This is a genomic window from Flavihumibacter profundi (genome assembly GCF_020076305.1).
GTDB classification, from domain to species: Bacteria; Bacteroidota; Bacteroidia; order Chitinophagales; family Chitinophagaceae; genus Flavihumibacter; species Flavihumibacter profundi.
In genome coordinates this window covers 251,501-273,502 of record NZ_JAIQXE010000004.1, presented here as the reverse complement: position 1 = coordinate 273,502, position 22,002 = coordinate 251,501, and the positions used below count along the sequence as shown (strand labels likewise).

Sequence of the window (22,002 nt, the reverse complement as noted above, 5' to 3'; positions counted from 1 at the left end):
TTTATTGTTTACTTGTTTTTATTCTAACCGTTTTTACTTCCTCTGCAGAAACCGAATCTTTTGACTGGTTAAAATGTTTTTTTATATAAGTCAGCACCTGAGCAATTTCATTGTCTTTCAGAAAACTATGCTGTGGCATCAGGCTATTATAGGTTTTGCCATTTACAACGATTGGTTGGTTCAATCCATTTAGTAGCACGCTGATGAGCCTGCCTTTATTACCGGTTACCCAATCTGAATTTTCGAGCGGTGGAAAACGGCTTCCATCACCTTTCCCGTTATGCTGGTGACAGGATTGGCAATAAAAATTATATACCTGGGATCCGGGCAATCCCTTTTCTTTAAAAAGGTTATCTTTTATTTCATCAGGTGTGCGGATATTCGGATTTTCTTTTCGTTTTTCCATCGCCACCAGTTGCCCGGGGCCGAAATCTTTTTTATCGCCCTTGTACATAATACGCCAGATTTTACCAACTCTTGAATCCGTTACATACAAGGAGCCATCAGGCCCCATGGCTAGTCCCATTGGCCTGAATTTCGCATCACTTACATTTACGATGGTATCGATACCGGCAAATCCATCTGCAAATACTTCCCATGGGCCTGAAGGCGCCCCATTATTAAAAGGCACAAAACAAATAAAATAGCCGGCCTGTGGGTAAGGTGTTCTGTTTGTAGAGCCATGGAACGCGATGAAAGCACCATGTTTGTACCGTTCAGGGAACTGGTCCCCTTCATAAAATAAAAGGTCGTTAGGTGCCCAATGCGCTGGAAATCCAATAAGGGGTTTTTGTACGCTGCTATCTCTTGCAGGGATTTTTCCGTCTCCGCCATATTCAGGCGCCAGTATGTTTTTTTCCTGCATCTGGTCGTAATAGCTATAAGGCCATCCAAAATTATCACCATCTTTTACGCGTAAGAATTCCTCTGAAGGAAGTACAGCACTTTGCCATGGCGTGTATTTATCTGGCCATAGCAGATGCAGGTCGTCTCTTCCATGCATTACGGTATATAAGTTTTTATCATCCCTGTTCCAATCCATCGCAACGATGCTTCTTAAGCCGGTGGCAAATTTTCGGCCGTCCTTCTGTGTTAGTCCTGTTTTGTTCGCATCAAACTGCCAGATGCCACCATGTTGTTCCAACTCCGGGCAAGGGTCCAGGCCGGCAATGCCCGGCGTACCACCCGGCGTCCTGATCAGGTCCTGGCATGCGTTTGATGGCGCACCGAAAGGGATATACAGGTGGCCTTTATCGTCAAAGGCAATGGGTTTGGTAATATGCCAATGAACGCCATGTTTATGGTCGTCGGTGAAAACCACTTCCATCTTACTATCCGGAACAAGTTGCCCGGACTTTAATTTTTGCCTGTAGATCACCAGTTCAGAACCAAAATATAAATAGCCATTATGAATGCGCATGCAATTAGCCAGGCTGCCATCAGTATCATAAATGCCAAAATTCACTATGGAATCAGCTTTTCCATCATGGTCAATATCCCTGAGTGCAACGTTGCCGCCGTTGCCCAGCTTTACGGAACGAAGTTTAACATAAATATCGCCGTTACTATTTACCGCAATATGGCGTGCCGGGCCAATGCTGTCAACAACAACAACAGCTTCAAAGTGTCCGGGTAAAGACAGTCCTCCATTATCCGGGTCCCCTTTTGGTAAACCGCTTTCCTGCTTGCATTGTGTAAATGCCATTGAAAGCAGGAACAATGCAAAACTGCACAGATTGAAAGTTGTTATTTGCCTTTTATTTTTCATGGTATATTTCCCGGGCAGCTAACCCATTCAGGTCCCATTCTATTTTTCCTGCGCGAATGGTTAATTCAGCTTCCAGTTTTTGATTGCCTTCCAGTTTATAACCACCAGCGTCCATGTAACCGAATCTGCCATTCAAAACACGTAATAGGGTGATGTCTGCCACAGTACCTTCGCTAAGGTTTCCAAGGTCTGGCCTATGGATAGATAATGCCGGATTCCAGGTTGCCCTTACAATAGCATCTTCCAGTGGCATACCAATGGCCATATATTTTGACATGATGTTGGTCATGCTTTTCATGCCGGCATTCATACTAAAACGGTGCAGGTCACTTCCAAAGGAATTGGGTGCCAGTCCCTGTTTAAAAGCAGGTATTGCCTGGCTGAACCAGAAACCCGCGCCGCCATGCCCGAGGTCGAAAAGAATACCTTTTTGTTTAGCCTCAAGTACAAAGGGTCGCAGCTTTCCGGCTTCATCAACCACGGCCATCCTTTCCGGGATTTGTTCATAGCTATGCGTGATAATATCACCTGGCCGCATTTTATGCAACTGGTCCTGTAAACTATATTTTGGTAAATGACACTCAACAAAAAGCGGTGTATGTGTAATAGCAGCTGCTTCCAGGGCACGGTCAAACGGTGTCCAATCGCTGCCTTCATAGTGACCGATTTTTATTCCTACAATGATGCCTGGAAATTTTTTCTGCATCTGTACTGCAGAATCAACAATCATTTTGGTTACATCTTCTTCATCAGGCTTTCCGCTGAGTCCGTTCGCGTTGATGTTCAGGAAAGCCAGTACCCTTGTTTTCATATGATCGATCACCTGGCCTTTGAACTGGGGGAAATTATGCCAGCCAGAGGTACCGGCATCAACCACAGTAGTTACGCCACTTCGGAAACTGAAATCATCAGGCGAAACACTGTACTGGCCATCGGCAAATTTTTCAGGTTCCGGGCCAACGAATACATGGGTGTGCATGTCAATCAATCCTGGTACAATATAGAGGCCACCTGCATCGATAGTCTTTTTTGATTGCATAGCCGGTATTTCCTTCGCTACTTTTGAAATCATTCCATTTGTGACAGCCAGGTCCATTTTGCCATTGATATGATTTTTCGGATCAATCATATGGGCATTTTTAATCAGCAGGTCATAAGGTTGTGCGAAACACAACATGTTCATCAATGCCCCCACAAGCAACAAAAAAAGTTCGCGGGGTATCCATTTCAGGACGGTACCAGGGGGATAATATGCTTGCCTTTTTATCATTTATTATTCTTCAGTTCCTCTTCCCAGCCAGGTGCGCTGATGCCATTTAGGTCCCAGACTATTTTACCTGCACGGATGGTTAATTCTGCTTCCAGTTTTTGGGTTCCTTTGAATGTAGTTTTGCGGATATCGAGAAATCCGAAATTTCCTTGCCTTAGGCTGAATACGGCAATGTCTGCATCTGAACCAGTATCGAGATTACCCAAATCCTCCCGCTTTATTACCTGTGCCGGGTTCCAGGTGGTCCTGAGTATAACATCCTTCAGCGGCATACCCAAGGCTAAAAATTTTGACATCACGTTACTGAGGTCTTTCATGCCTCCATTCATACTTTCTGCATGAAGGTCGGTACTGATCACGTTAGGCCAGAATCCTTGCCGGGCAGCCGGTACAGCCTGTCTCCAGGAAAATGCACCGCCGCCATGGCCAACATCAAAAATGATCCCTCTTTCCTGTGCTTTAAAAATAAAGGGCTTTACTTTCCCGTTTTCATCAACAACGGTTTCCCGCCCTTTAGGGCCATAAGAAAATGTATGTGTGAATATATCACCTGGTCTCAGGTGTTGCATGAAGAGTGATTCAATTGAATTAGGAGGATCATGTTCACCAAAATCAACCATCACCGGAACATTTGCCAGGTTGCCGGCCTCTACAGCCTTATCAACCTGCGTAAAACCGCCCCAATAGTGAGCAGCTTTAATTCCAACGATGATTTTAGGGTAAAGTTTTTTGATCATATAAGCCGCTTGCTGCGGGTTCATATCACTGGTATCCTGTTCTTCAAACCTGCCATACATGCCTGTTCCGACAATATTCAGAAAGGCCAGCACACGGGTTTCGGCTTTATCGATGGTCTGTTTTTTAAACTGCCTGAAATTTCTCCAGCCAGATGATCCAGCATCCACAACAGTTGTTACGCCGGCACGAAAAGTAAAACCATCCGGCGGTAAACTGGTCAATCCATTTGCTATATACGAGTCTACATCGGTTCCGTTGAACACATGCACGTGCATGTCAATAATACCCGGCGTAACATACATGCCTGAAACATCAATTACCTGCTTTGCTTTTTTAACGTCAATGTCTTTTTCAACCAATGCGATTTTGCCGCCGGTAACCGCAACATCCATTTTTGTATCAAGCTTATTCTTGGCGCTGATGACATGGCCGCCCTTTAGCAGCAGATCAAATTGCTGCGCATGAACAGGTTCAGTACCCAACACCCAAACAAAACAGATGAGCAGCAAATGCCCAATCGTATTCAGCAGTTTCATAATATTTATTTATGTAGCCAATGGTGGTCCACCCGGAACCATGATCTGTTCGTGAGGTGGTTTTTTATTTATCCTTACTGCTGTGAAAGTCGCAGTCCGGTATTCTCCCATATAAATATCACCGGTAATCTTATCAGCAGATGCTTTGCCGGTAAAAATGAAGGTTACAAAATCAGCTGGTTGACGCACCACACTTTTCAATTTGATGGCATCACCTTCAAGGCTGCCTTTTATTTCGCGTGTTGAAAAATCTCCCTGGTGAATACCCTGCAGCCAATTGCCATCCTGTTCCAGGAATAAACTGTGCCTGCTGGTACTGCTGAAGAATTGGATAGTAGCATCCCAGCGGCCCGTAAGGTTAAAAGATGCACCCTGCATAGCTGGCTTTGGTGTTCGTTTTTGCAGCAGTACTTCATAAACCCGGTTAGCCACAATGGTATCATTACCTGGTTGCATTTGGCCTGTTGTTATATCAATTGCAGACTGTCCGTCTTTGTCGTTACTGCCAACTGCAATACGGGGTTTTGTTCTTCCCAATACTTCGGCCATTTCAGCACCGGTAATATTAAATTTTGCCGGATCCCAGAATACATTCAATACAGGTGAGCGGTTAGACAATTCCGTTGGTTCAAATACTGAAGTTGTAACCCCCGGAATACTGGTTAATTTTTTTGAAATGTTGGCCAGGTAGGAGAGCCAGGTTTTCCATTCAGCAGCATGATCACGTTTGGTCCAGGCTTCTACTGCAGCCAGCATCCCCATCATTTCTTCCCGGCCAACCTTATTATCGCGACCTGGGCCATGGTGCGGAGAACTTGCCTGCCAGGCCGACATTAATATATCTTTTTTGCCTATTATTAATCCCGCACACTGTGGACCGCAGATTGCTTTACCGCCGCTATAGGCCACAATATCAGCGCCACGCTGCAGGTGTACATTTGGAATGGTCAGCACTTCTGCAGCAGCATCAATCAATACGGGGATATTTTTGAGTTTTGCAATCTTAGATACATTGGCAAGTGTAAATTCATTACCGGTTTGGGCTTCGTCGAAAGCCATCAGGTAGATCATTGCTGTATGAGAATTAATCGCTTTTTCCATTTCATCAAGGTTATCTACTGTGATGACCCGAACTCCGATATTCCTTATCGCGTGATCATATACGTTACGGGAAGAAGAAGGGATGATTACTTCTGTTTTATCAAAACCGGTTAGGTCAGGGATCCGGATAAGTTTTTCCGGGTTCCCCCCTGTTACGCAGGCTGCGGTTACATGTTTTAATCCGGCAGCACATCCCGCAGAAACCAGGGCCCATTCAGCGCCTGTTATTTCCGCGAGCCTTTTATGGATGGCATCTGCCATTTCATCGTATTGTACAAAATTCTTTGAGGCGGCTTCCATTGCTGCACGTACTTCGACCCGCTCAATTGAACCGCCTATAATAGTGAATGTACCCCGGCAATTAATTATTGGTTCTACGCCAATGGATTGAAAAATATTCTGTTCTGCAGCGAGTCCTGTTTCCGGTGCTGCAAAAACTGATTTAAATGGAGCCATTACACCTGCTAATGGCAGCAAGCCCAATCCCTTCATTAAGTTTCTACGTTTCATATGAACGGTTTTATTTTTTTGCTGATGTTTTATTTCTTTCCCTGGCAACTTCCTCGGCGGTAATCGGGCCTGATTTGTTATTCATGTTTTGCCTGATGTAAGTCAATACCAGGGCAATGTCTGTATCTGATAAAAAGCTGTGCTTCGGCATAAGCCCGGTGAAGGTCCGGCCACTGACTTTAATGGGTTCATTTAGGCCATTCAGCAAAACATTGATCAGCCTTTTCGGATCTCCATTTACCCAATCAGAACTATCCAATGCCGGGAATCGGCTATTGTCGCCTTTCCCGTCCTTTTGGTGGCATGCAATACAATACATGGAATATATTTTTTCACCACCGGCCATTTCCCCTTTTTCGAGATTGTCTGCAACTTCATCGGGAGTCCTGATATGCGCCACCATTTTTCGTTTTTCCATGGCCGCTAGTTCTGCCGCGCCGAATGTTTGTTTATCGCCTTTATACATGATGCGCCATATCCGGCCTCTTTTTGAATCACTGATATACAATGATCCATCCGGGCCCATGGCTATCCCCATTGGGCGGCCAGCGGCATCGCTGGTATTTACAATGGTATCCATACCTGAAAACCCATCTGCAAATACTTCCCAAGGTCCCGAAGGCTTCCCGTCTTTAAAGGGTACAAACCCGACAAAATAACCGGACTGGGAATAAGGACCGCGAATTGTGGAGCCATGGAATGCAATGAAAGCCCCATTTTTATATCGCTCGGGAAACTGATCGCCTGTATAAAAAAACAAGTCATTTGGTGCCCAGTGGGCAGGGAACCCAATCATAGGCAGCAGGTATTTGCTGCTGTCGGCTTCTGTTTTACCATCGCCGCCATATTCGGGGTTTAGTAGTTTCTTCTGCTGAATCTGGTCATAATAATAATATGGCCATCCGGCATCTGCGCCTTCCCTGATTTGCAGGAATTCTTCCGAAGGCAATAATGCACTTTGCCAGCGGGTATATTTCGCAGGCCATGTCCTGTGCAAATCATCCCTGCCATGCTGCACTATATATAAACAGTTTTCTTTGTGGTTCCAGTGAATGGCAACAGCACTCCTTATACCAGTTGCATATCGTTTGCCATCTTTAATGGTCTGGTTCAGTTTATTGGCATCAAATTTCCAGATTCCGCCGTGTTCTTCCAGCTCAGGACAAGGCATTTGTCCGGGTGACTCAGGGATCCTGTCCATCACCTGGCAAACATCTGAGGGTGCTCCGAAGGGTACATACATATTGCCATTTTCGTCGAAGGTTACCGGCTTGGCAATATGCTGGTATCCATGCGGGTCATGGCGGAAATCATCGGTAAGGACAACTTCAATATTGTCATCAGGAACCAGTTGGCCGGGCGTAAGTTTAGTCCTGTAAACAGTACTTGCAGAACTAAAATATATGTAACCATTATAAATGCGCATGGCGGTTCCATAACTCTCTTCATCAACGTATTTGCCAAATTTTTTGATGATATCGGCCTTGCCATCATTGTCTTCATCCCGAAGGGCAACATTACCCCCTTCAGGATAAGTACTTCTGAGTTTTACATAAATATCCCCGTTATCCGTAACTGCCAGGTGCCTGGCAGATCCAATACTGTCAGCCACTATTACTGCTTCAAAGTTGCCAGGCAAAAAGAGGCCGCCATTATTGGGATCACCAGGTGGTAAACCCTTGCGCCCGGTACATTGGGAAAACAAAATAACAACAGCCAACAATAGCCTTAACCGAAGAATGTATTGCATAATAAATACAGGATTTTTAGACTAAACAGATATTGCTTTAGTGAACTCTTCTTTTAACCGGGATGCAACAATTTTTTCATCGCCAGCTTTCATTACCCAGGCAGTAATAGTGATGTGGTTATCGCCATTTCCGATCACTTCAATTGAGGGGTTGCCATTCCGCAGATTTTCCTGCAGGGTTTTGGTGGTGTGTTTAATGGCTGTACTATCCCAGGTAATATGCAGGGTAGGTGTTACATTTCCAAGGGTTGGTACTTTTACTTCTGTGGTCAGGCCTTTAAAAGGTTTAACTGCGCGCTCAATAGTACTAATGCGGCTCTCCCATTCCTTCCATTCTTTCTCATGATCATTGTGAATAAAATGTTCGAGCGCCACATACATGCCCAGTATTTCTTCCTTATTTACTTTCATGCCGCGGCCAATAGTAGATCCCCTGGGCGGCATACTCAATCGGGCAGCAGCTATCAGGTCTTTCCTGCCCATAAGTAATCCTGCACTTTGCGGACCACGCATGGCTTTACCGCCAGAAATACAAACCAGGTCAAATCCCATGTCGTGAAATTTCCACAGGTTACTCACCGGTGGCACATCGGCCGCAATGTCAATCATGGTTGGGATATGGAATTTTTTTCCAAGTGCAACCCATTGTTCATGTGTTATACTGCCTTTATCTGATTGTACATTCAGGAACCATAGCAGGGCAGTTTTTTCATTGATAGCCTTTTCCACATCGGCAATGGTTTCAACAAAAATAATTTTGCAGCCGGTGTTGGTAAGCGCATGGGAATAACCAATATTATGTCCATTCTGGATGATCACTTCTGATTTCATGCCACTGCCATCAAGGTTAGGCAACATTTCAACTTTCTTTTGGTCCATTCCTGTAAGAACCCCGGCCAGTCCGAGTGTCATTGCAGAAAAACAGCCTGCGGTAACCACTGCAGATTCTGAATGGACAAGGCTGGCAATTTTTTCGCCCACTTTATCCTGCAGTTCATCAAGCATGCAAAAGTCCCTGGATGCGCTTTGAATGGCTTCTATAACTTCATCCCGCATCAGGGAACCGGTCATGGCTGTATAAGTGCCTGCTGCATTGATAAATGTGCGCACACCCAATTCGCTGAAGAGGTTACGGCCGTTGGCTTTGCCGGCAGCTTTTGCCGTGGTTAAGGGAGCTACTGCAGCCACGATTCCAGTTCCGAATGGTAGCAATGATATCCCTTTTAGTATTTCTCTGCGTTTCATGTAAAAATTTTATTGGTGAAAAGACCCAACCACCTTGCTTAGATGTAAGCAATGCAATCCATTTCTACCAGTGAATCGCCGGGAACACCACCTTTTGCAACGGCAATGGTAGAACGAACTGGTGGATTTTTTCCAAAACGACCTTTGTAGGTATCATTCATAGCTTTATAATCAGCAATGTCATTCAGGTAGACGGTTACTTTTAATACTTTTTCCATGGAAGACCCTGCCAGTAAAAGTTCTTTCTCCAGTTCCTTTAAAACGTGATCGGTATGCGCCACAATATCACCAGCAAAATGGGCGCCTTTGCCTGCGATAAATACCATATTCCCGAGTTTGGTGTGCCCCGAAAACAAGGGTATTTCCTGGTCGTAGGCTATATTACCCGATTCTTTTTCAGCAGTGGGATTACCCATGGCTTTGGCGCTTAAACCAACACCGGCTACCCCTGCTACTAATGCCATTAGATTTTTTAAGAGTGATCTGCGTTGTGTTTGCATGGTTCTATATTAATTTAGTAGTACTGGAATTTACGTTATTTACCGTGAAATATGGGAAACCATTGAACGCAAACGATTGTGCGTTTAGCCAGGCATTTACAAATGGGCTTTGCAGCCCGTGTACAGAAATTATTTATCTTTCTTCCTCAAATAATAAATACTGCATTATGAAACGATTGGCTTTTTTGGGAGTATGCTGCGTTTTGGCAGCCGGCCTCACACAATGTAATAACGGACCGGAGAAAAAGCCGGAGGCTGAGGCACCAGTAGATACAACTGCCACCGCCACTGCCGCCAGTTCCACTGCTATTACTGATAACTGGAAAATTGGCGTACAGATGTGGACATTCAGGTTATTTACATTTACAGAGGCGCTGGATAAGGTTGATAGTGCCGGGGTTAAAAATATAGAGGCCTTCTGGGGCCAGAAACTGGGTGGCAACATGAAGGGTGAATTCGGTGTTTCCATGAAGCCTGAAACCCGTGCTCAGTTGAAGCAATTGCTGCAATCAAAAGGTATCAGCATTACTGCTATGGGGGTAATTTCACCAGCGACCAATGCAGAATGGCTGAAGGCATTCGAACTGGGCAAGGATTTCGGCCTGAGCTATATAACTGCAGAGCCACGCAAAGACCAATGGAATTATGTAGATAGCCTTGCCGGGGTTTATAATATTAAAGTTGCAATACATGATCACCCTAAACCCAGTCATTACTGGAGTCCTGATTCCGTTTTGGAAGCTACCAACGGGCACCCGAATATCGGCGCTTTGGCGGATATCGGCCATTGGACAAGAAATGGCCTCGATCCTGTTGAATGCCTTAAAAAACTGGAAGGCCATGTGTATGGATTGCATTTTAAAGATGTGGTTAAATTTGGCCAGGTAGATGCTGCAGATACCATTGTGGGCAAGGGTGTCATTAAGATTGGTGATGTTTTGCAGGAGTTAAAACGCCAGAAATTCAGCGGAATGCTGTCTATTGAACATGAATCAAACTGGGAGCATAATTTGCCGGATGTTATTGAGATTGTAAAATTTTATCACGACGAGGTGGGTAAACTAAAATAATAAACAGGAAATTTTTCCATAAAGTTGAATCATTGGGCAGTTAGGTAATCCTATATCTGCCCAATGTTTTTTTATGCCTAAATTACATTGTCATTTTAAAAACGACTTGCCATGTTAAACAGGCGAAATTTCATCCGCAATACTGCGGCAATATCTGCAACCTCGCTTTTATTTCCCGAAGCAATATTTGCGGCTTCCCCCTTGCTGAAAAATATTGGTATCCAGTTTTTCTCCCTGCCTAAATTGCTGGAAAAAGACCTTCCCGGATCATTATCAATGCTATCCAATATGGGCTATAAAGAAGTGGAACTCTATGGCCCTTACCCTTTCAGCACTGAAGCCGCAAGGCAAAGATGGGAAGCGGTTACACCTGCCCTCGGATTTAAGGGAAGTGGTTTCTTCGGACATTCCGCAGGCGAAATAAAAAAGATGCTGAAAGACAATGGACTTAAGGCGCCTTCAATGCATACCGACCTGGATACTTTGCAGAATGGCATGCAAAAACTGGGTGAGGCCGCCCGAGACCTTGGGACAGAATATGTTGTTCTGCCGGCCATTCCTGATGAAAAAAGGCAAACACTGGACGACTATAAAAAAATCGCTGATGCGTTTAATAAAATTGGCGCTGCTGCAAAGCAGGAGGGCATTAAATTTACTTACCATAACCATGGTTATGGCATTAAGGAAGTAGATGGCCAGGTTCCGCTGAAAATTATTTTAGACGGCACAGACCCGTCGCTGGTTTACCTGGAAATGGACCTGTACTGGACCATAGCAGGTGGTGCTAACCCCCTGGATTACCTCGATAAATACCGAAACCGCTATCATTTGATGCATGTAAAAGATATGGCCAAGGAAGTGCATTTTTCGGGCGATGGAGGAAATGCCAAACAGTGGATTGAATTATTCCCTTACATGACTACTGCAGGAAATGGCGTGATCGACCTGAAAACCATATTGGCAAAGGCAAAGGCGACAGGGGTGAAACACTTTTTCGTTGAACAGGATATGGTGGCAGAACCTGAAATTGCCCTAAAGAAAAGTTTTGATTACCTCGCTGCATTAAAAAAATAGCTGTCTACTCAAGATGATCACCAGGAGCTTTGTTGTATTGTTGTTTTGTTTTGCTATTGTTTTGCAGGCCAGGGCACAAAGCAACAAGCCATTATTTAAGGTCATTGCATTTTACACTGCCAAAGAAGACGCGGCTCATATTAGTTTTGTACATGAAGCCAATTGCTGGTTTCCTGAAATGGCGAACAGGTATCATTTTCAATATGATTCAACCAGCGACTGGAATAACCTGAATGAACAATTTTTAAAGGGATACCAGGTCGTTCTTTTTTTAGATACCCGACCAGAAATTCCTGCGCAAAGGGCAGCATTCCGGCAATATATGGAGCAGGGTGGTGCCTGGATGGGATTTCACTTTGCAGGGTTCGCACTAACCCCATCAGCATTTAACCAGGACTGGGATTGGTACCATAATGTGTTTATTGGAGCGGGTCAATACAAAGGAAATACCTGGCGGCCCACTGCGGCAATCCTTCGGGTGGAGAACAGGAAACATCCTGCAACCCGTAACCTGCCCAAAACCTTTAAGTCATCTCCAAATGAATGGTACAGTTGGGAAAAGGACCTTACCAAAAATCATGATATAGATATATTGCTGTCGATTGATGGTTCAAGTTTCCCATTGGGAACAGGCCCAAAACCATATGAAATATGGCATAGTGGCTATTACCCGGTTGTTTGGACCAACAAAAAATACAGGATGCTTTACCTGAATATGGGTCATAATGATATAGATTATGAACATGGTACAAATGCCGTACTTTCTTTCCAGTTTGGTAATGTCATCCAGGATAAGCTGGTCATAGATGGTTTGTTATGGTTGGCGGGAAAGCGTGGCAGGTAAAATGTATTTGGATAATTTAATAATTACCAGCAATTTGTAGCTATCAAAGCTAACATCATGAAAAATATACTTGCCCTGCTCCTGCTCTGCGTTTGCACGGCTGGATTTACGCAGACAAAATCAGCAAAAAATTCCCCCGCACTTGGTGAAGCATCGCCCGAAAGTGTTGGTATGTCGGGCGAACGACTCGCGCGGATGGACAATATTTTCCAGCAGTCCATCAACAACAAGGAAGTGCCCGGAGTGGCGGCTATTGTTGTACGGAATGGAAAAATCGTCTATTATAAAGCATTCGGGATGGCCGATAACCCTGGTAATAAAACCCTGAAAAAAGACGATATTTTCAGGATTGCGTCTATGAGCAAGGCCATCACATCAACAGCAGTAATGATGCTTTGGGAAGAAGGAAAATTCCAGCTGGATGATCCCATTTCAAAATATATTCCCGAGTTCAAAAACCCCACACTGATTAAGTCTTTTTCCTTTAAGGATACCAGTTATACCACTGAACCAGCTAAAAGCGAAATCACCATCAGGCAATTGTTGAGCCACACATCTGGTTTGGGTTATGGTGAAATTGATGGTGACGAAAGATTTAAGGCGATCTATAAGAAAGCTGGTATCACAGACCTGTTCACTACAGAGCCGGTTAAAATTGGTGAAAGCGTAAAAAAACTGGCCAGGCTGCCACTTCACCATAATCCCGGTGAGAAATTTACTTATTCCGAAGGCCTGGATGTACTGGGCTATTTTATTGAAGTGGTTTCCGGAATGGGCTTCGATGAATTTTTGCGTAAAAAAATCTTCGAACCATTAGGTATGTCAGATTCTTATTTTTACCTGCCTGAAAATAAATACCAGCGTATGGTTGCGGTGCAGCGGCCTGGTAAAGACGGGCAATGGGAAAGATTTCCCGTTACTTTCTACGATCCTGAATACCCGGTAAAAGGGGCTAAATCCTTTTTTAGCGGTGGTGCCGGGTTGTCGAGCACAGCAAAAGATTACGCAACATTCCTGCAAATGTATCTGAACGGAGGTGAGCTTGGCGGAAAAAGGATATTAAGCCGCTCTACTGTGAAGACCATTTTATCAAACCAGGTAGATACCCTTTTTGGCGGCGAAAAAGGCGACAGTTTTTTCGGACTGGCTTATAGCGTCCTCACTGCAAATGGTGAAGGCAGGGGAGGAGCGGGCAGTGCAGGTACATTCACCTGGGGTGGTTATTTCAACACAAATTATTTCGCCGATCCCAAGGAGAAAATCATTGGAGTTATTATGAAGCAAACCCAGGATACAAAAGGTGATAACCTCAATAACCTTTTCAGGCAAATGATATATCAGTCTCTGGATGACTAATTAACAATACAATAAGGTAACAAAAGATGAGCAGGCTTATTTTTCTTAGTTGGCCTAAAAAAGCCATTGTGGCATTTGGTTTAATTGTTGGTTCTGCCTCCCTGGTTGCCCAACCCGTAACTATTCCAATTGAAACAGAAAATCATGTTATTGTTTTGCAAACCGATATAAGTAACGGTTTGCATACCGTGTATTTTGGTAAACCGCTGGCATACCCTAATGAGTATGCTGCTGTTTCAGGCGGATACAATTACAATGACGATAATGCAGGCATTTATGATGCGGCCTATACGCCAGCAGGAACGTGGAATTTATCAGAACCTGCCATCCAGGTAACGCATGCTGATGGTAATAAATCCCTTGACCTCAAATACCTGCGGCATGAAGTGAAACCGATCGATGCTAATAGTTACCTTACTACCATTGTATTAAAGGATCCATTGTATGCTTTCCAGGTCAGTTTATATTATAAAGTCTGGAAAAAGGAAAATGTGATTGAACAGTGGACTGAAATCCGGCATAGTGAAAAAGGCCCGGTAATCCTTAGGAAATATGCTTCCGCAAATATGTATTTCTCGAATAAGGATTTTTACCTGACCACTTACAATAGCGGCTGGGCAAGGGAAATGCAGCCCGGGGAAACAAAATTATTGCCTGGTTTAAGATCCGTGGATTCTAAATTGGGGACCAGGGCCATGCTCCTGCAATCGCCAAATTTTATACTCTCATTTGGTAAGCCTGCTTCTGAAAATGAAGGTACAGTAATGCTTGGACAGCTGGCCTGGTGCGGCAATTTCAAGCTTGATTTTGAAGTGGATTCATACAGGAATCTCCGTTTTATCGCAGGTATTAATCCGTATGAATCAGAATACACACTGCAACCCAACCAATCTTTCAAAACACCATCACTGGTCTATGCCTTATCGAATTCCGGTACAGGGGAAGCCAGCCGTGGCCTCCACAACTGGGCACGGAAATACCGGGTACTGGATGGTGAGGGTGAACGTTTAACCCTCCTGAATAATTGGGAAGCCACTTATTTCAATTTTGATGAGAACAAATTGAAAGGTTTGTTTAAAGGTGCAAAAGAATTAGGGGTTGATATGTTCTTACTGGACGATGGCTGGTTTGGTAATAAGCATCCAAGGGATGGTGATACAGCCGGACTTGGCGACTGGCAGGAGAATGTAAAAAAACTGCCAAGCGGATTGGGGTACCTTGTACAAGAAGCCAGGCAGGAGGGATTAAAATTTGGTATCTGGTTGGAGCCTGAAATGGTAAACCCGAAAAGTGAATTATATGAAAAACATTTGGATTGGGTTATACGGCAGCCACAAAGGCCTGAAAAATATTTCCGTAATCAGTTAGTGCTAGACCTTGCAAACCCTGATGTGCAGGATTTCGTTTTTGGTGTAGTGGATAATCTCTTTACTAAAAACCCGGAGCTGGCATTTATCAAATGGGATTGTAATGCGGTCATATATAATGCCTATTCACCTTACCTGCAAAAAAGGGGATTACCTCAGTCACATTTATATGTGGAATATGTAAAAGGATTATACGCTGTATTGGAAAGAATCCGGGCAAAATATCCGAAAGTGCCAATGATGTTATGTTCTGGCGGAGGCGGGCGGGGCGATTATGAATTACTGAAATACTATACTGAATTCTGGCCCAGTGATGATACAGAGCCTGTTGAGCGGATATTCCAGCAATGGGACTATTCCTATTTCTTCCCGGCAATTGTAACCGACAACCATGTAACCGATTGGGGAAGGCAACCCCTCAAGTTCAGGATTGATGTTGCCAGCATGGGCAAACTGGGTTTTGATATTGTGACTAGTCACCTGAATGCAATGGACCGCAGTTTCGCACAGCAGGCGATTAAAAACTATCATTCTTTTAAGGATATTGTCTGGCATGGAGATCAATACAGGCTGGTTAATCCACATGAAGCCGACATCTCCGCACTGCTCTATGTTAGTCGCGATAAAACCAGGGCCGTTATGTTTAATTACCTGGTGAATACCCGTTATAAAATTACGGCTACTGACAGGCCGGTTGTGCTGAACGGTTTAGATCCGCAGAAAAAGTACAGGGTTAAGGAAATCAATACTTACCCTGGAATAGCATCAACAATTGATGGCAACAAGGAATATACAGGAGACTTTTTGATGAAGGTGGGAATTAATCCGGATGTAACTTTATTAAGGACAAGTGTAGTGTTACAAATTGATGAAGTAAAATAGGAGGACTACTTACCTGAAAAAAATGAAACCGGCCCCGATAAGCGTAAGTATCAAAACTACTTTCCGATAACTATCATCCCTGATTTTTGCCACCAGTTTCAGGCCTAACCAGAAGCCGGCAACCAGTGCCGGTAGCAGCAAGAAATCTGTCTTTAATGAAGCCCCTGAAATATTTTTCCAGTAAATAACCTGGAAAGGAAGTTTGAATAAATTAATTACCAGGAAAACCCATGCTGCCGTCCCAATAAAATCATTTTTAACCATACGCATTGCCAGGAAATAAAGATTGGAAAAAGCACCGGCAAGATTACCCAGCATGGTAGTAAAGCCGGAAGCCAGGCCCATGGTAGCTGTAAATAATTTGTTATCCGGTATCACTATGTTTCGCCTTGTTTCCATCAATACCATGATGATTACAGTAAGTCCGATGATAACTGCCATAACTTTCCGGAACAAAGCTTCATCAAGGTCTTTACCCACATAAACTCCTACTAAAATTCCTGCTACCATCCATGGTATCAATTTCCAGACAAAGTTCCACTGTGCATGGCGATGGTAATATTTAACTGCAAGTATATCTGCAAAGCATAGCAGGGGCAAAACAACGCCGGTTGAAGCTTTGCCGCCAAAGACGATGGCCATGATGGTAACATTCATCATTTCGAAGCCTTTTAATCCGGCTTTAGAAAGGCCGATAATAAAAGCGGATAAAATAATCAGCAACCAATTAGCGACAGACTGGTCAAATAAAGCATCCATATTGTAAAAAAGGTAAACATACAAAATACTGCCTTTGCCAGATTTCCTTTCTTACAAAGATGTAACCTGTTTTGGTTAAATTCGGCTATTCCCTGAAATAAGGAGTACTATAAAGTCATGAAAATTTATCTTGTATTCATTGCTGTATTCGGCATTGCAACTAATTCGACAGCCCAGCCAAAAACAAGATCTGATAGTTTTTTCGGAATTCATTTTGATTTCCATGCAACGCAAAACAACACCGAAATCGGTAAGACATTTACGCCCGGAATGATCGACTCCTTTTTGACTATTGTTAAACCTGATTTTGTACAGGTTGATTGTAAAGGCCATCCGGGTTATTCCAGTTATCCGACAAAAGTGGGCAACAAGGCAGGCGGATTTACAAAAGATATCCTGCAAATTTGGCGAGACGTGACCGCCAGGCATAATGTGGCTTTATATGTTCATTATTCCGGGATCCTGGATTATAAGGCTGTAGCTGACCATCCGGATTGGGCAAGGCGCCTGCCTGATGGCAGCGCCGATAAAGAAAGGAATGCCTACCTGGGTGGATATTCAGATCAGCTGCTGATTCCGCAGTTAAAGGAAATTGCTGATTACGGTGTAAATGGTGCCTGGGTAGATGGGGAATGCTGGGCTACCCAACCGGATTACTCACCCGCTTTGGTGGAAAAATTTTCAAAAGAAACCGGAATTACAGCCATTCCGAATTCTGCATCTGATCCGGATTATGGTCTGTTTGTTGAATTCAACCGAAAAGTATTCCGCAGTTACCTCCGCAAATATATAGATGCCATACATGCTTATAATCCCGCTTTTCAAATTACCAGTAACTGGGCTTATTCCTCTATGATGCCTGAACCTGTTGATGTTAATGTGGATTATTTATCCGGTGATGTTGCGGGGCAGAATGGTGTGTATAACGCAGCTTTCCAGGCGCGCTGTATGGCCTTGCAGGGTAAACCATGGGATTTGATGTCATGGGGATTCGCCTATGATTTCGGACCTGAAGGAGGTATCAAAGGGCCAAAGTCTGTTGTGCAACTGGAGCAGGAAGCTGCCCAGGTAATTGCCATGGGTGGCGGTTACCAATGTTATTTTACGCAGAATGGAGATGGATCTATCAAACCATGGTATTTCCCGACAATGGCCGGACTGGGCAAATTTTGCCGCGACCGCCAGCCATTTTGTAAAGGCGCAACACCTATTCCGCAAATCGGTCTTTGGTACTCAACATACAGTAAACGTAGACAAACAAACCAGGTGTATGGATGGAATGTGCCGAATGTGGAAGGGACATTATCAATGTTATTAGATGGCCAGAACAATGTAGACATTCTAATGGATCACCAGTTAAAACTCAAAATAGATCAATACCCACTGATCATTATTCCCGAATGGACAGGCCTTGATCCGGCATTAAAAAAACAGGCATTGGACTATGTGCAGCGCGGGGGAAACATTGTAGTGATAGGTGCAAGTGCAGTAAAGGAGTTTGAACCTTTATTAGGAGTTGGATTTGAGGGAGAACCAATAACAAAAATCGCTTACTTCGGAATCGACAAACAGATTGCTGCTGCAAAAACTATGGTTCAGCAGGTAAGTGTGAAAAAAGGCACCCGGTCGATCGGCGAATTTTACGAAACCGATGATTTAAGGTTTCCAACAGGAAAACCAATAGCAACTATTACTGCATATGGAAAAGGGAAAATTGCTGGTATTTATGCCGATTTAAGCGATGTATATTATACCTACCAGGCGAGAGGATATGTGAAAATTCTGAATACTGTTATTGATGATTTATTTCCCCGGCCTATTGTAAAGTTGAGCGGGTCAGATTATGTGCAAACTGCACTTATGCAGAAAAATGGTCATTGGTTCATTCACCTGATTAATACCGCCGGCGCACATTTTAACCGGAAAGTGTATGAATACGATAATATTCCCGGAACCGGGGAATTGGCATTGGAAATTAAAGTTACAAAGCCAGTAAAATCCATAATCCTGCAGCCAGAAGGAAAGGCATTGCACTTTAGCGCACAACAAGGGGCAATTAAAGTTATAGTACCGTCTGTTTCCATAAGTTCCATAGTGCAGGTTAATTTTTAAAAAGTCAGAGACAGAAATTAAATTACAGTCTACTATTTTGGTAGAATAATATCTTCCCTATATATTTGTTTGAGCAGTCCATTTTGGACAAGGATTTGGTCTTAATTGAATTATCCACAGGGATTATGAATTTACCCCCCAAACTGCATTACCGCAGGGATAGTGATATTTATTAATGTTCTTATATGTACCTTTCCAAGACAGGCTGAATTTTTATTTATCTATTTATAATAACCAATTCCATGGCAGAAACGAAAAAAAACTACGAACAGACAGCACTGGGTGATGTGGCCGCCAGGCAACTGGCCATCGCTACCAGGACTGTACCTCAAATGGTCACTATCAGTCCGCGCTGGCTTACCAAACTCATGAGTTGGGTGCCGGTTGAATCGGGTGTATACCGGCTGAATAAAGTGAAGGATGCGACAGCTATTGAGGTGGATTGTTCCGCCCGTGATGAGCGGACGCTTCCGCAAACTTTCGTTGATTATATTGAAAAACCACGTGAATACAACCTTGCTGCTGTTCAAACTATCGTTGATGTGCATACGCGGGTCTCCGATTTGTACAGTAAGCCTTATAACCAGATCAGTGAACAGCTTCGTCTGGCTATTGAAACCATAAAGGAGCGCCAGGAAAGTGAACTGATCAATAACAAGGATTATGGCTTATTGAACAGCATAGCGCCAGCACAAAAAATCAAGACAAGGATAGGTGCGCCAACACCCGATGACCTCGACGAACTGATCACAAAAGTTTGGAAGGAACCAGGCTTCTTTTTATTACACCCGCTAACTATTGCTGCCTTTGGCCGTGAATGCACCCGCAGGGGTGTCCCACCGCCAACGGCCTCTTTATTTGGTTCACAGTTCCTTACCTGGAGGGGTATCCCATTAATTCCTTCTGATAAATTGCCGATTGAAAATGGCAAGTCTAAGATTATTTTGTTGCGCACAGGCGAAAGCAGGCAGGGAGTCGTAGGCCTTTTCCAGCCTGGCTTGCAGGGAGAACAAACACCTGGTTTGTCTGTACGTTTTATGGGAATAAATGATAAGGCAATTGCCTCTTACCTGGTTTCATTGTACTGTTCATTAGCAGTATTGGTGGATGACGCTATTGCTGTACTTGAGGATGTTGAAATAGGCAAATACCATGAATACAAATATTGATACCGGCGGAATACCGGATGCTGCCTTTTTGGAGAAATTGGCAAATCAGTATTTCAAAGCAAATCCTGCAGATGAGTTACCAGGACAAGGTCCAATACCAGCTACTGTACCCTCCTCTGTTTCAGGTTTGGGTGTTTCACCGTCTGTTGTCCAATACGGCAATACCGTTGATATTAAGGATACTGAAAATGACCTCCCGAAGCATTACAGTGATGGCGGTGGCAGGATCCCGGTGTCTGTAGCCGGAAGTGGTGCCTCTCCATCTGTAGTACAACACGGTAATAATATCAATATCAAAAACCCACAAACTGGTTTCCCGGACCAGAATTTGAAAAATGGTGACCATAACGCTGCTGGAGCTTTTACAGATTCACCAGCTAATGGTTCAAAAGAATATTTTCCCTTTGAAGGAGATAAATCCTTTCTTACTGACTTGCAGACTGTATTATCATCCCTGATGACTTCATCATCGGCTCCGCAGTTTCCTGAATTAACTTCAAAGGGACTGGACACGCAAGATTTTCCTGCTTATTATTTCTTGCAGGATAATCCATTTGCAATTAGCGGTAACATTGCGCAATTGCCTACGGATTCTATATCCGCAGTGAAACCTGGTTTTTCCACAGCTTCAGTTTTGCCCTGGGGTTTTGATGCCAACCTGATAAAAAAGGATTTCCCGATCCTTCAGGAAGTGGTAAATGGAAAGCCAATAGTTTGGCTGGATAATGCAGCGACGACGCAGAAACCAAGGCAGGTTATTGAGCGACTGAGTTTTTTCTATGAACATGAAAATTCCAATATACATCGTGCTGCCCACGAGCTGGCTGCAAGGGCAACAGATGCTTATGAAGAGGCGAGGAAAAAAGTTCAGCTTTTTTTGAATGCTGCATCCCCAAATGAAATTGTTTTTGTCCGGGGTACAACTGAAGCTATTAACCTGGTAGCTAAAAGCTGGGGCGAGCAGTACCTTCAACCTGGCGATGAAATAATTGTTACTCACCTCGAGCATCATGCGAATATTGTTCCCTGGCAGCAATTGGCAGGTAAAAAAGGAGTAAAGCTTCGTGTGATACCGGTTGATGACGATGGGCAGGTATTGCTGGATGAATATGCCCGCTTACTGAACCCGAAAACCAGATTGGTATCCTTTACCCAGGTTTCAAATGCACTTGGTACAGTTACACCTGCCCGAAAAATGATTGAGATGGCTCACCAGGCAGGGGCCAAAGTATTGCTGGATGGTGCACAATCTGTATCCCATATGCGTGCGGATGTACAGGCCCTGGATGCAGATTGGTTTGTATTTTCAGGTCACAAGGTTTTCGGGCCAACAGGCATTGGAGTACTCTATGGAAAAGAAGATTTGCTGAACCAGACTGAACCCTGGCAAGGCGGTGGTAATATGATCAGGGATGTAACTTTTGAACATACGGAATTTCAAAAAGCACCTGGCCGCTTTGAAGCCGGTACTGGAAATATAGCAGATGCAGTAGGGTTAGGTGCGGCCATTGATTATGTTACCAGGCTGGGCATTGAAAATATTCAACTATATGAACACTACCTGCTGCAATATGCAACAGGATTGCTGAATGAAGTACCCGGACTAAAACTAATTGGTACGGCGAAAGAGAAAACAAGCGTTCTCTCCTTTGTACTGAATGGATATTCAAACGACCAGGTAGGGCAGGCACTCAATAATGAAGGTATTGCCGTTAGGACAGGGCATCATTGCGCCCAACCTATTTTGAGGAGATTCGGGCTGGAAAGCACCGTAAGACCATCATTGGCTTTCTATAATACCTGCACAGATGTAGACAGGTTAGTGTCAACATTAAAGCATTTGAAAGGGAAATACCGCTAGTCTAAAAGTTGCCATAAATAGCAGGTATCCTTATAAGGGTTGAGTCTACAGGGAAATTCCCCTTGTTGAAGAGTATTGCTTAAATTTATT

16 protein-coding genes are annotated in these 22,002 nt (G+C 43.9%); 8 read left to right on the top strand and 8 right to left on the bottom strand.

What is annotated here, in order from left to right:
* Position 1: 1 nt before the first annotated feature.
* From LAQ65_RS19515 to LAQ65_RS19485, 7 genes are read right to left on the bottom strand one after another with little or no spacing between them, the layout of a single operon-like run.
* Positions 2-1,768 (bottom strand): PQQ-dependent sugar dehydrogenase, encoded by a 1,767-nt coding sequence (locus LAQ65_RS19515; protein ID WP_224118694.1) that lies wholly within the window; start codon positions 1,766-1,768, stop codon positions 2-4.
* Positions 1,758-3,038: an amidohydrolase/deacetylase family metallohydrolase gene (locus LAQ65_RS19510; RefSeq protein WP_224118693.1), complete on the bottom strand. Its 1,281-nt coding sequence runs from the start codon at positions 3,036-3,038 to the stop codon at positions 1,758-1,760. Before LAQ65_RS19510 ends, LAQ65_RS19515 begins: the two co-directional genes overlap by 11 nt.
* Positions 3,035-4,312 carry an amidohydrolase/deacetylase family metallohydrolase gene (locus LAQ65_RS19505; protein ID WP_224118692.1) on the bottom strand — a complete coding sequence of 426 codons (1,278 nt, stop codon included), beginning with the start codon at positions 4,310-4,312 and terminating at the stop codon, positions 3,035-3,037. The genes LAQ65_RS19510 and LAQ65_RS19505 overlap by 4 nt, the downstream gene beginning before the upstream one ends.
* A gap of 9 nt (positions 4,313-4,321) precedes the next feature.
* Positions 4,322-5,923 (bottom strand): aminotransferase class V-fold PLP-dependent enzyme, encoded by a 1,602-nt coding sequence (locus tag LAQ65_RS19500; protein ID WP_224118691.1) that lies wholly within the window; start codon positions 5,921-5,923, stop codon positions 4,322-4,324.
* A gap of 10 nt (positions 5,924-5,933) precedes the next feature.
* Positions 5,934-7,673 (bottom strand): c-type cytochrome, encoded by a 1,740-nt coding sequence (locus tag LAQ65_RS19495; protein ID WP_224118690.1) that lies wholly within the window; start codon positions 7,671-7,673, stop codon positions 5,934-5,936.
* A 21-nt stretch (positions 7,674-7,694) separates the two neighbouring features.
* Positions 7,695-8,918, bottom strand: coding sequence for an aminotransferase class V-fold PLP-dependent enzyme (locus tag LAQ65_RS19490; protein ID WP_224118689.1), 1,224 nt, complete (start codon positions 8,916-8,918; stop codon positions 7,695-7,697).
* Between the two features lie 38 nt (positions 8,919-8,956).
* Positions 8,957-9,382, bottom strand: coding sequence for a RidA family protein (locus LAQ65_RS19485; RefSeq protein ID WP_224118688.1), 426 nt, complete (start codon positions 9,380-9,382; stop codon positions 8,957-8,959).
* 203 nt (positions 9,383-9,585) lie between these two features.
* Between LAQ65_RS19485 and LAQ65_RS19480 the strand changes: the two genes are divergently transcribed.
* The 5 genes from LAQ65_RS19480 to LAQ65_RS19460 all read left to right on the top strand — a co-directional run bounded on the left by LAQ65_RS19480 (position 9,586) and on the right by LAQ65_RS19460 (position 16,011).
* On the top strand, positions 9,586-10,488 hold the full coding sequence (locus LAQ65_RS19480) for a sugar phosphate isomerase/epimerase family protein (protein ID WP_224118687.1): 903 nt from the start codon (positions 9,586-9,588) through the stop codon (positions 10,486-10,488).
* Positions 10,489-10,599: 111 nt separating this feature from the next.
* A complete protein-coding gene (locus LAQ65_RS19475; protein WP_224118686.1) occupies positions 10,600-11,562 on the top strand; it encodes a sugar phosphate isomerase/epimerase family protein in 963 nt (320 codons plus the stop codon).
* Between the two features lie 13 nt (positions 11,563-11,575).
* Entirely contained in the window at positions 11,576-12,406 is an 831-nt protein-coding gene (locus LAQ65_RS19470) for a ThuA domain-containing protein (RefSeq protein WP_224118685.1), read from the top strand.
* Between the two features lie 57 nt (positions 12,407-12,463).
* Positions 12,464-13,762 carry a serine hydrolase domain-containing protein gene (locus LAQ65_RS19465; protein ID WP_224118684.1) on the top strand — a complete coding sequence of 433 codons (1,299 nt, stop codon included), beginning with the start codon at positions 12,464-12,466 and terminating at the stop codon, positions 13,760-13,762.
* 68 nt (positions 13,763-13,830) lie between these two features.
* Complete coding sequence (locus tag LAQ65_RS19460) at positions 13,831-16,011, top strand: alpha-galactosidase (RefSeq protein ID WP_224118683.1); 2,181 nt, start codon at positions 13,831-13,833, stop codon at positions 16,009-16,011.
* Positions 16,012-16,020: 9 nt separating this feature from the next.
* On the opposite strand, the gene LAQ65_RS19455 is transcribed toward LAQ65_RS19460, so the two are convergent.
* Positions 16,021-16,770: a sulfite exporter TauE/SafE family protein gene (locus tag LAQ65_RS19455; protein WP_224118682.1), complete on the bottom strand. Its 750-nt coding sequence runs from the start codon at positions 16,768-16,770 to the stop codon at positions 16,021-16,023.
* A gap of 117 nt (positions 16,771-16,887) precedes the next feature.
* On the opposite strand from LAQ65_RS19455, the gene LAQ65_RS19450 reads away from it, so the two are divergent.
* The 3 genes from LAQ65_RS19450 to LAQ65_RS19440 all read left to right on the top strand — a co-directional run bounded on the left by LAQ65_RS19450 (position 16,888) and on the right by LAQ65_RS19440 (position 21,912).
* Positions 16,888-18,882, top strand: coding sequence for a beta-galactosidase (locus LAQ65_RS19450; protein WP_224118681.1), 1,995 nt, complete (start codon positions 16,888-16,890; stop codon positions 18,880-18,882).
* Positions 18,883-19,124: 242 nt separating this feature from the next.
* Positions 19,125-20,051 carry a family 2A encapsulin nanocompartment shell protein gene (locus tag LAQ65_RS19445; protein WP_224118680.1) on the top strand — a complete coding sequence of 309 codons (927 nt, stop codon included), beginning with the start codon at positions 19,125-19,127 and terminating at the stop codon, positions 20,049-20,051.
* Positions 20,035-21,912: a family 2A encapsulin nanocompartment cargo protein cysteine desulfurase gene (locus LAQ65_RS19440; protein WP_224118679.1), complete on the top strand. Its 1,878-nt coding sequence runs from the start codon at positions 20,035-20,037 to the stop codon at positions 21,910-21,912. Before LAQ65_RS19445 ends, LAQ65_RS19440 begins: the two co-directional genes overlap by 17 nt.
* Positions 21,913-22,002 lie beyond the last annotated feature (90 nt).

Bases quoted from the DNA above. Each gene is read 5' to 3' on its own strand.
- LAQ65_RS19515 (WP_224118694.1), bottom strand. From the start codon at position 1,768: ATGAAAAATAAAAGGCAAATAACAACTTTCAATCTGTGCAGTTTTGCA.
- LAQ65_RS19510 (WP_224118693.1), bottom strand. From the start codon at position 3,038: ATGATAAAAAGGCAAGCATATTATCCCCCTGGTACCGTCCTGAAATGG.
- LAQ65_RS19505 (WP_224118692.1), bottom strand. From the start codon at position 4,312: ATGAAACTGCTGAATACGATTGGGCATTTGCTGCTCATCTGTTTTGTT.
- LAQ65_RS19500 (WP_224118691.1), bottom strand. From the start codon at position 5,923: ATGAAACGTAGAAACTTAATGAAGGGATTGGGCTTGCTGCCATTAGCA.
- LAQ65_RS19495 (WP_224118690.1), bottom strand. From the start codon at position 7,673: ATGCAATACATTCTTCGGTTAAGGCTATTGTTGGCTGTTGTTATTTTG.
- LAQ65_RS19490 (WP_224118689.1), bottom strand. From the start codon at position 8,918: ATGAAACGCAGAGAAATACTAAAAGGGATATCATTGCTACCATTCGGA.
- LAQ65_RS19485 (WP_224118688.1), bottom strand. From the start codon at position 9,382: ATGGCATTAGTAGCAGGGGTAGCCGGTGTTGGTTTAAGCGCCAAAGCC.
- LAQ65_RS19480 (WP_224118687.1), top strand. From the start codon at position 9,586: ATGAAACGATTGGCTTTTTTGGGAGTATGCTGCGTTTTGGCAGCCGGC.
- LAQ65_RS19475 (WP_224118686.1), top strand. From the start codon at position 10,600: ATGTTAAACAGGCGAAATTTCATCCGCAATACTGCGGCAATATCTGCA.
- LAQ65_RS19470 (WP_224118685.1), top strand. From the start codon at position 11,576: ATGATCACCAGGAGCTTTGTTGTATTGTTGTTTTGTTTTGCTATTGTT.
- LAQ65_RS19465 (WP_224118684.1), top strand. From the start codon at position 12,464: ATGAAAAATATACTTGCCCTGCTCCTGCTCTGCGTTTGCACGGCTGGA.
- LAQ65_RS19455 (WP_224118682.1), bottom strand. From the start codon at position 16,770: ATGGATGCTTTATTTGACCAGTCTGTCGCTAATTGGTTGCTGATTATT.
- LAQ65_RS19450 (WP_224118681.1), top strand. From the start codon at position 16,888: ATGAAAATTTATCTTGTATTCATTGCTGTATTCGGCATTGCAACTAAT.
- LAQ65_RS19445 (WP_224118680.1), top strand. From the start codon at position 19,125: ATGGCAGAAACGAAAAAAAACTACGAACAGACAGCACTGGGTGATGTG.
- LAQ65_RS19440 (WP_224118679.1), top strand. From the start codon at position 20,035: ATGAATACAAATATTGATACCGGCGGAATACCGGATGCTGCCTTTTTG.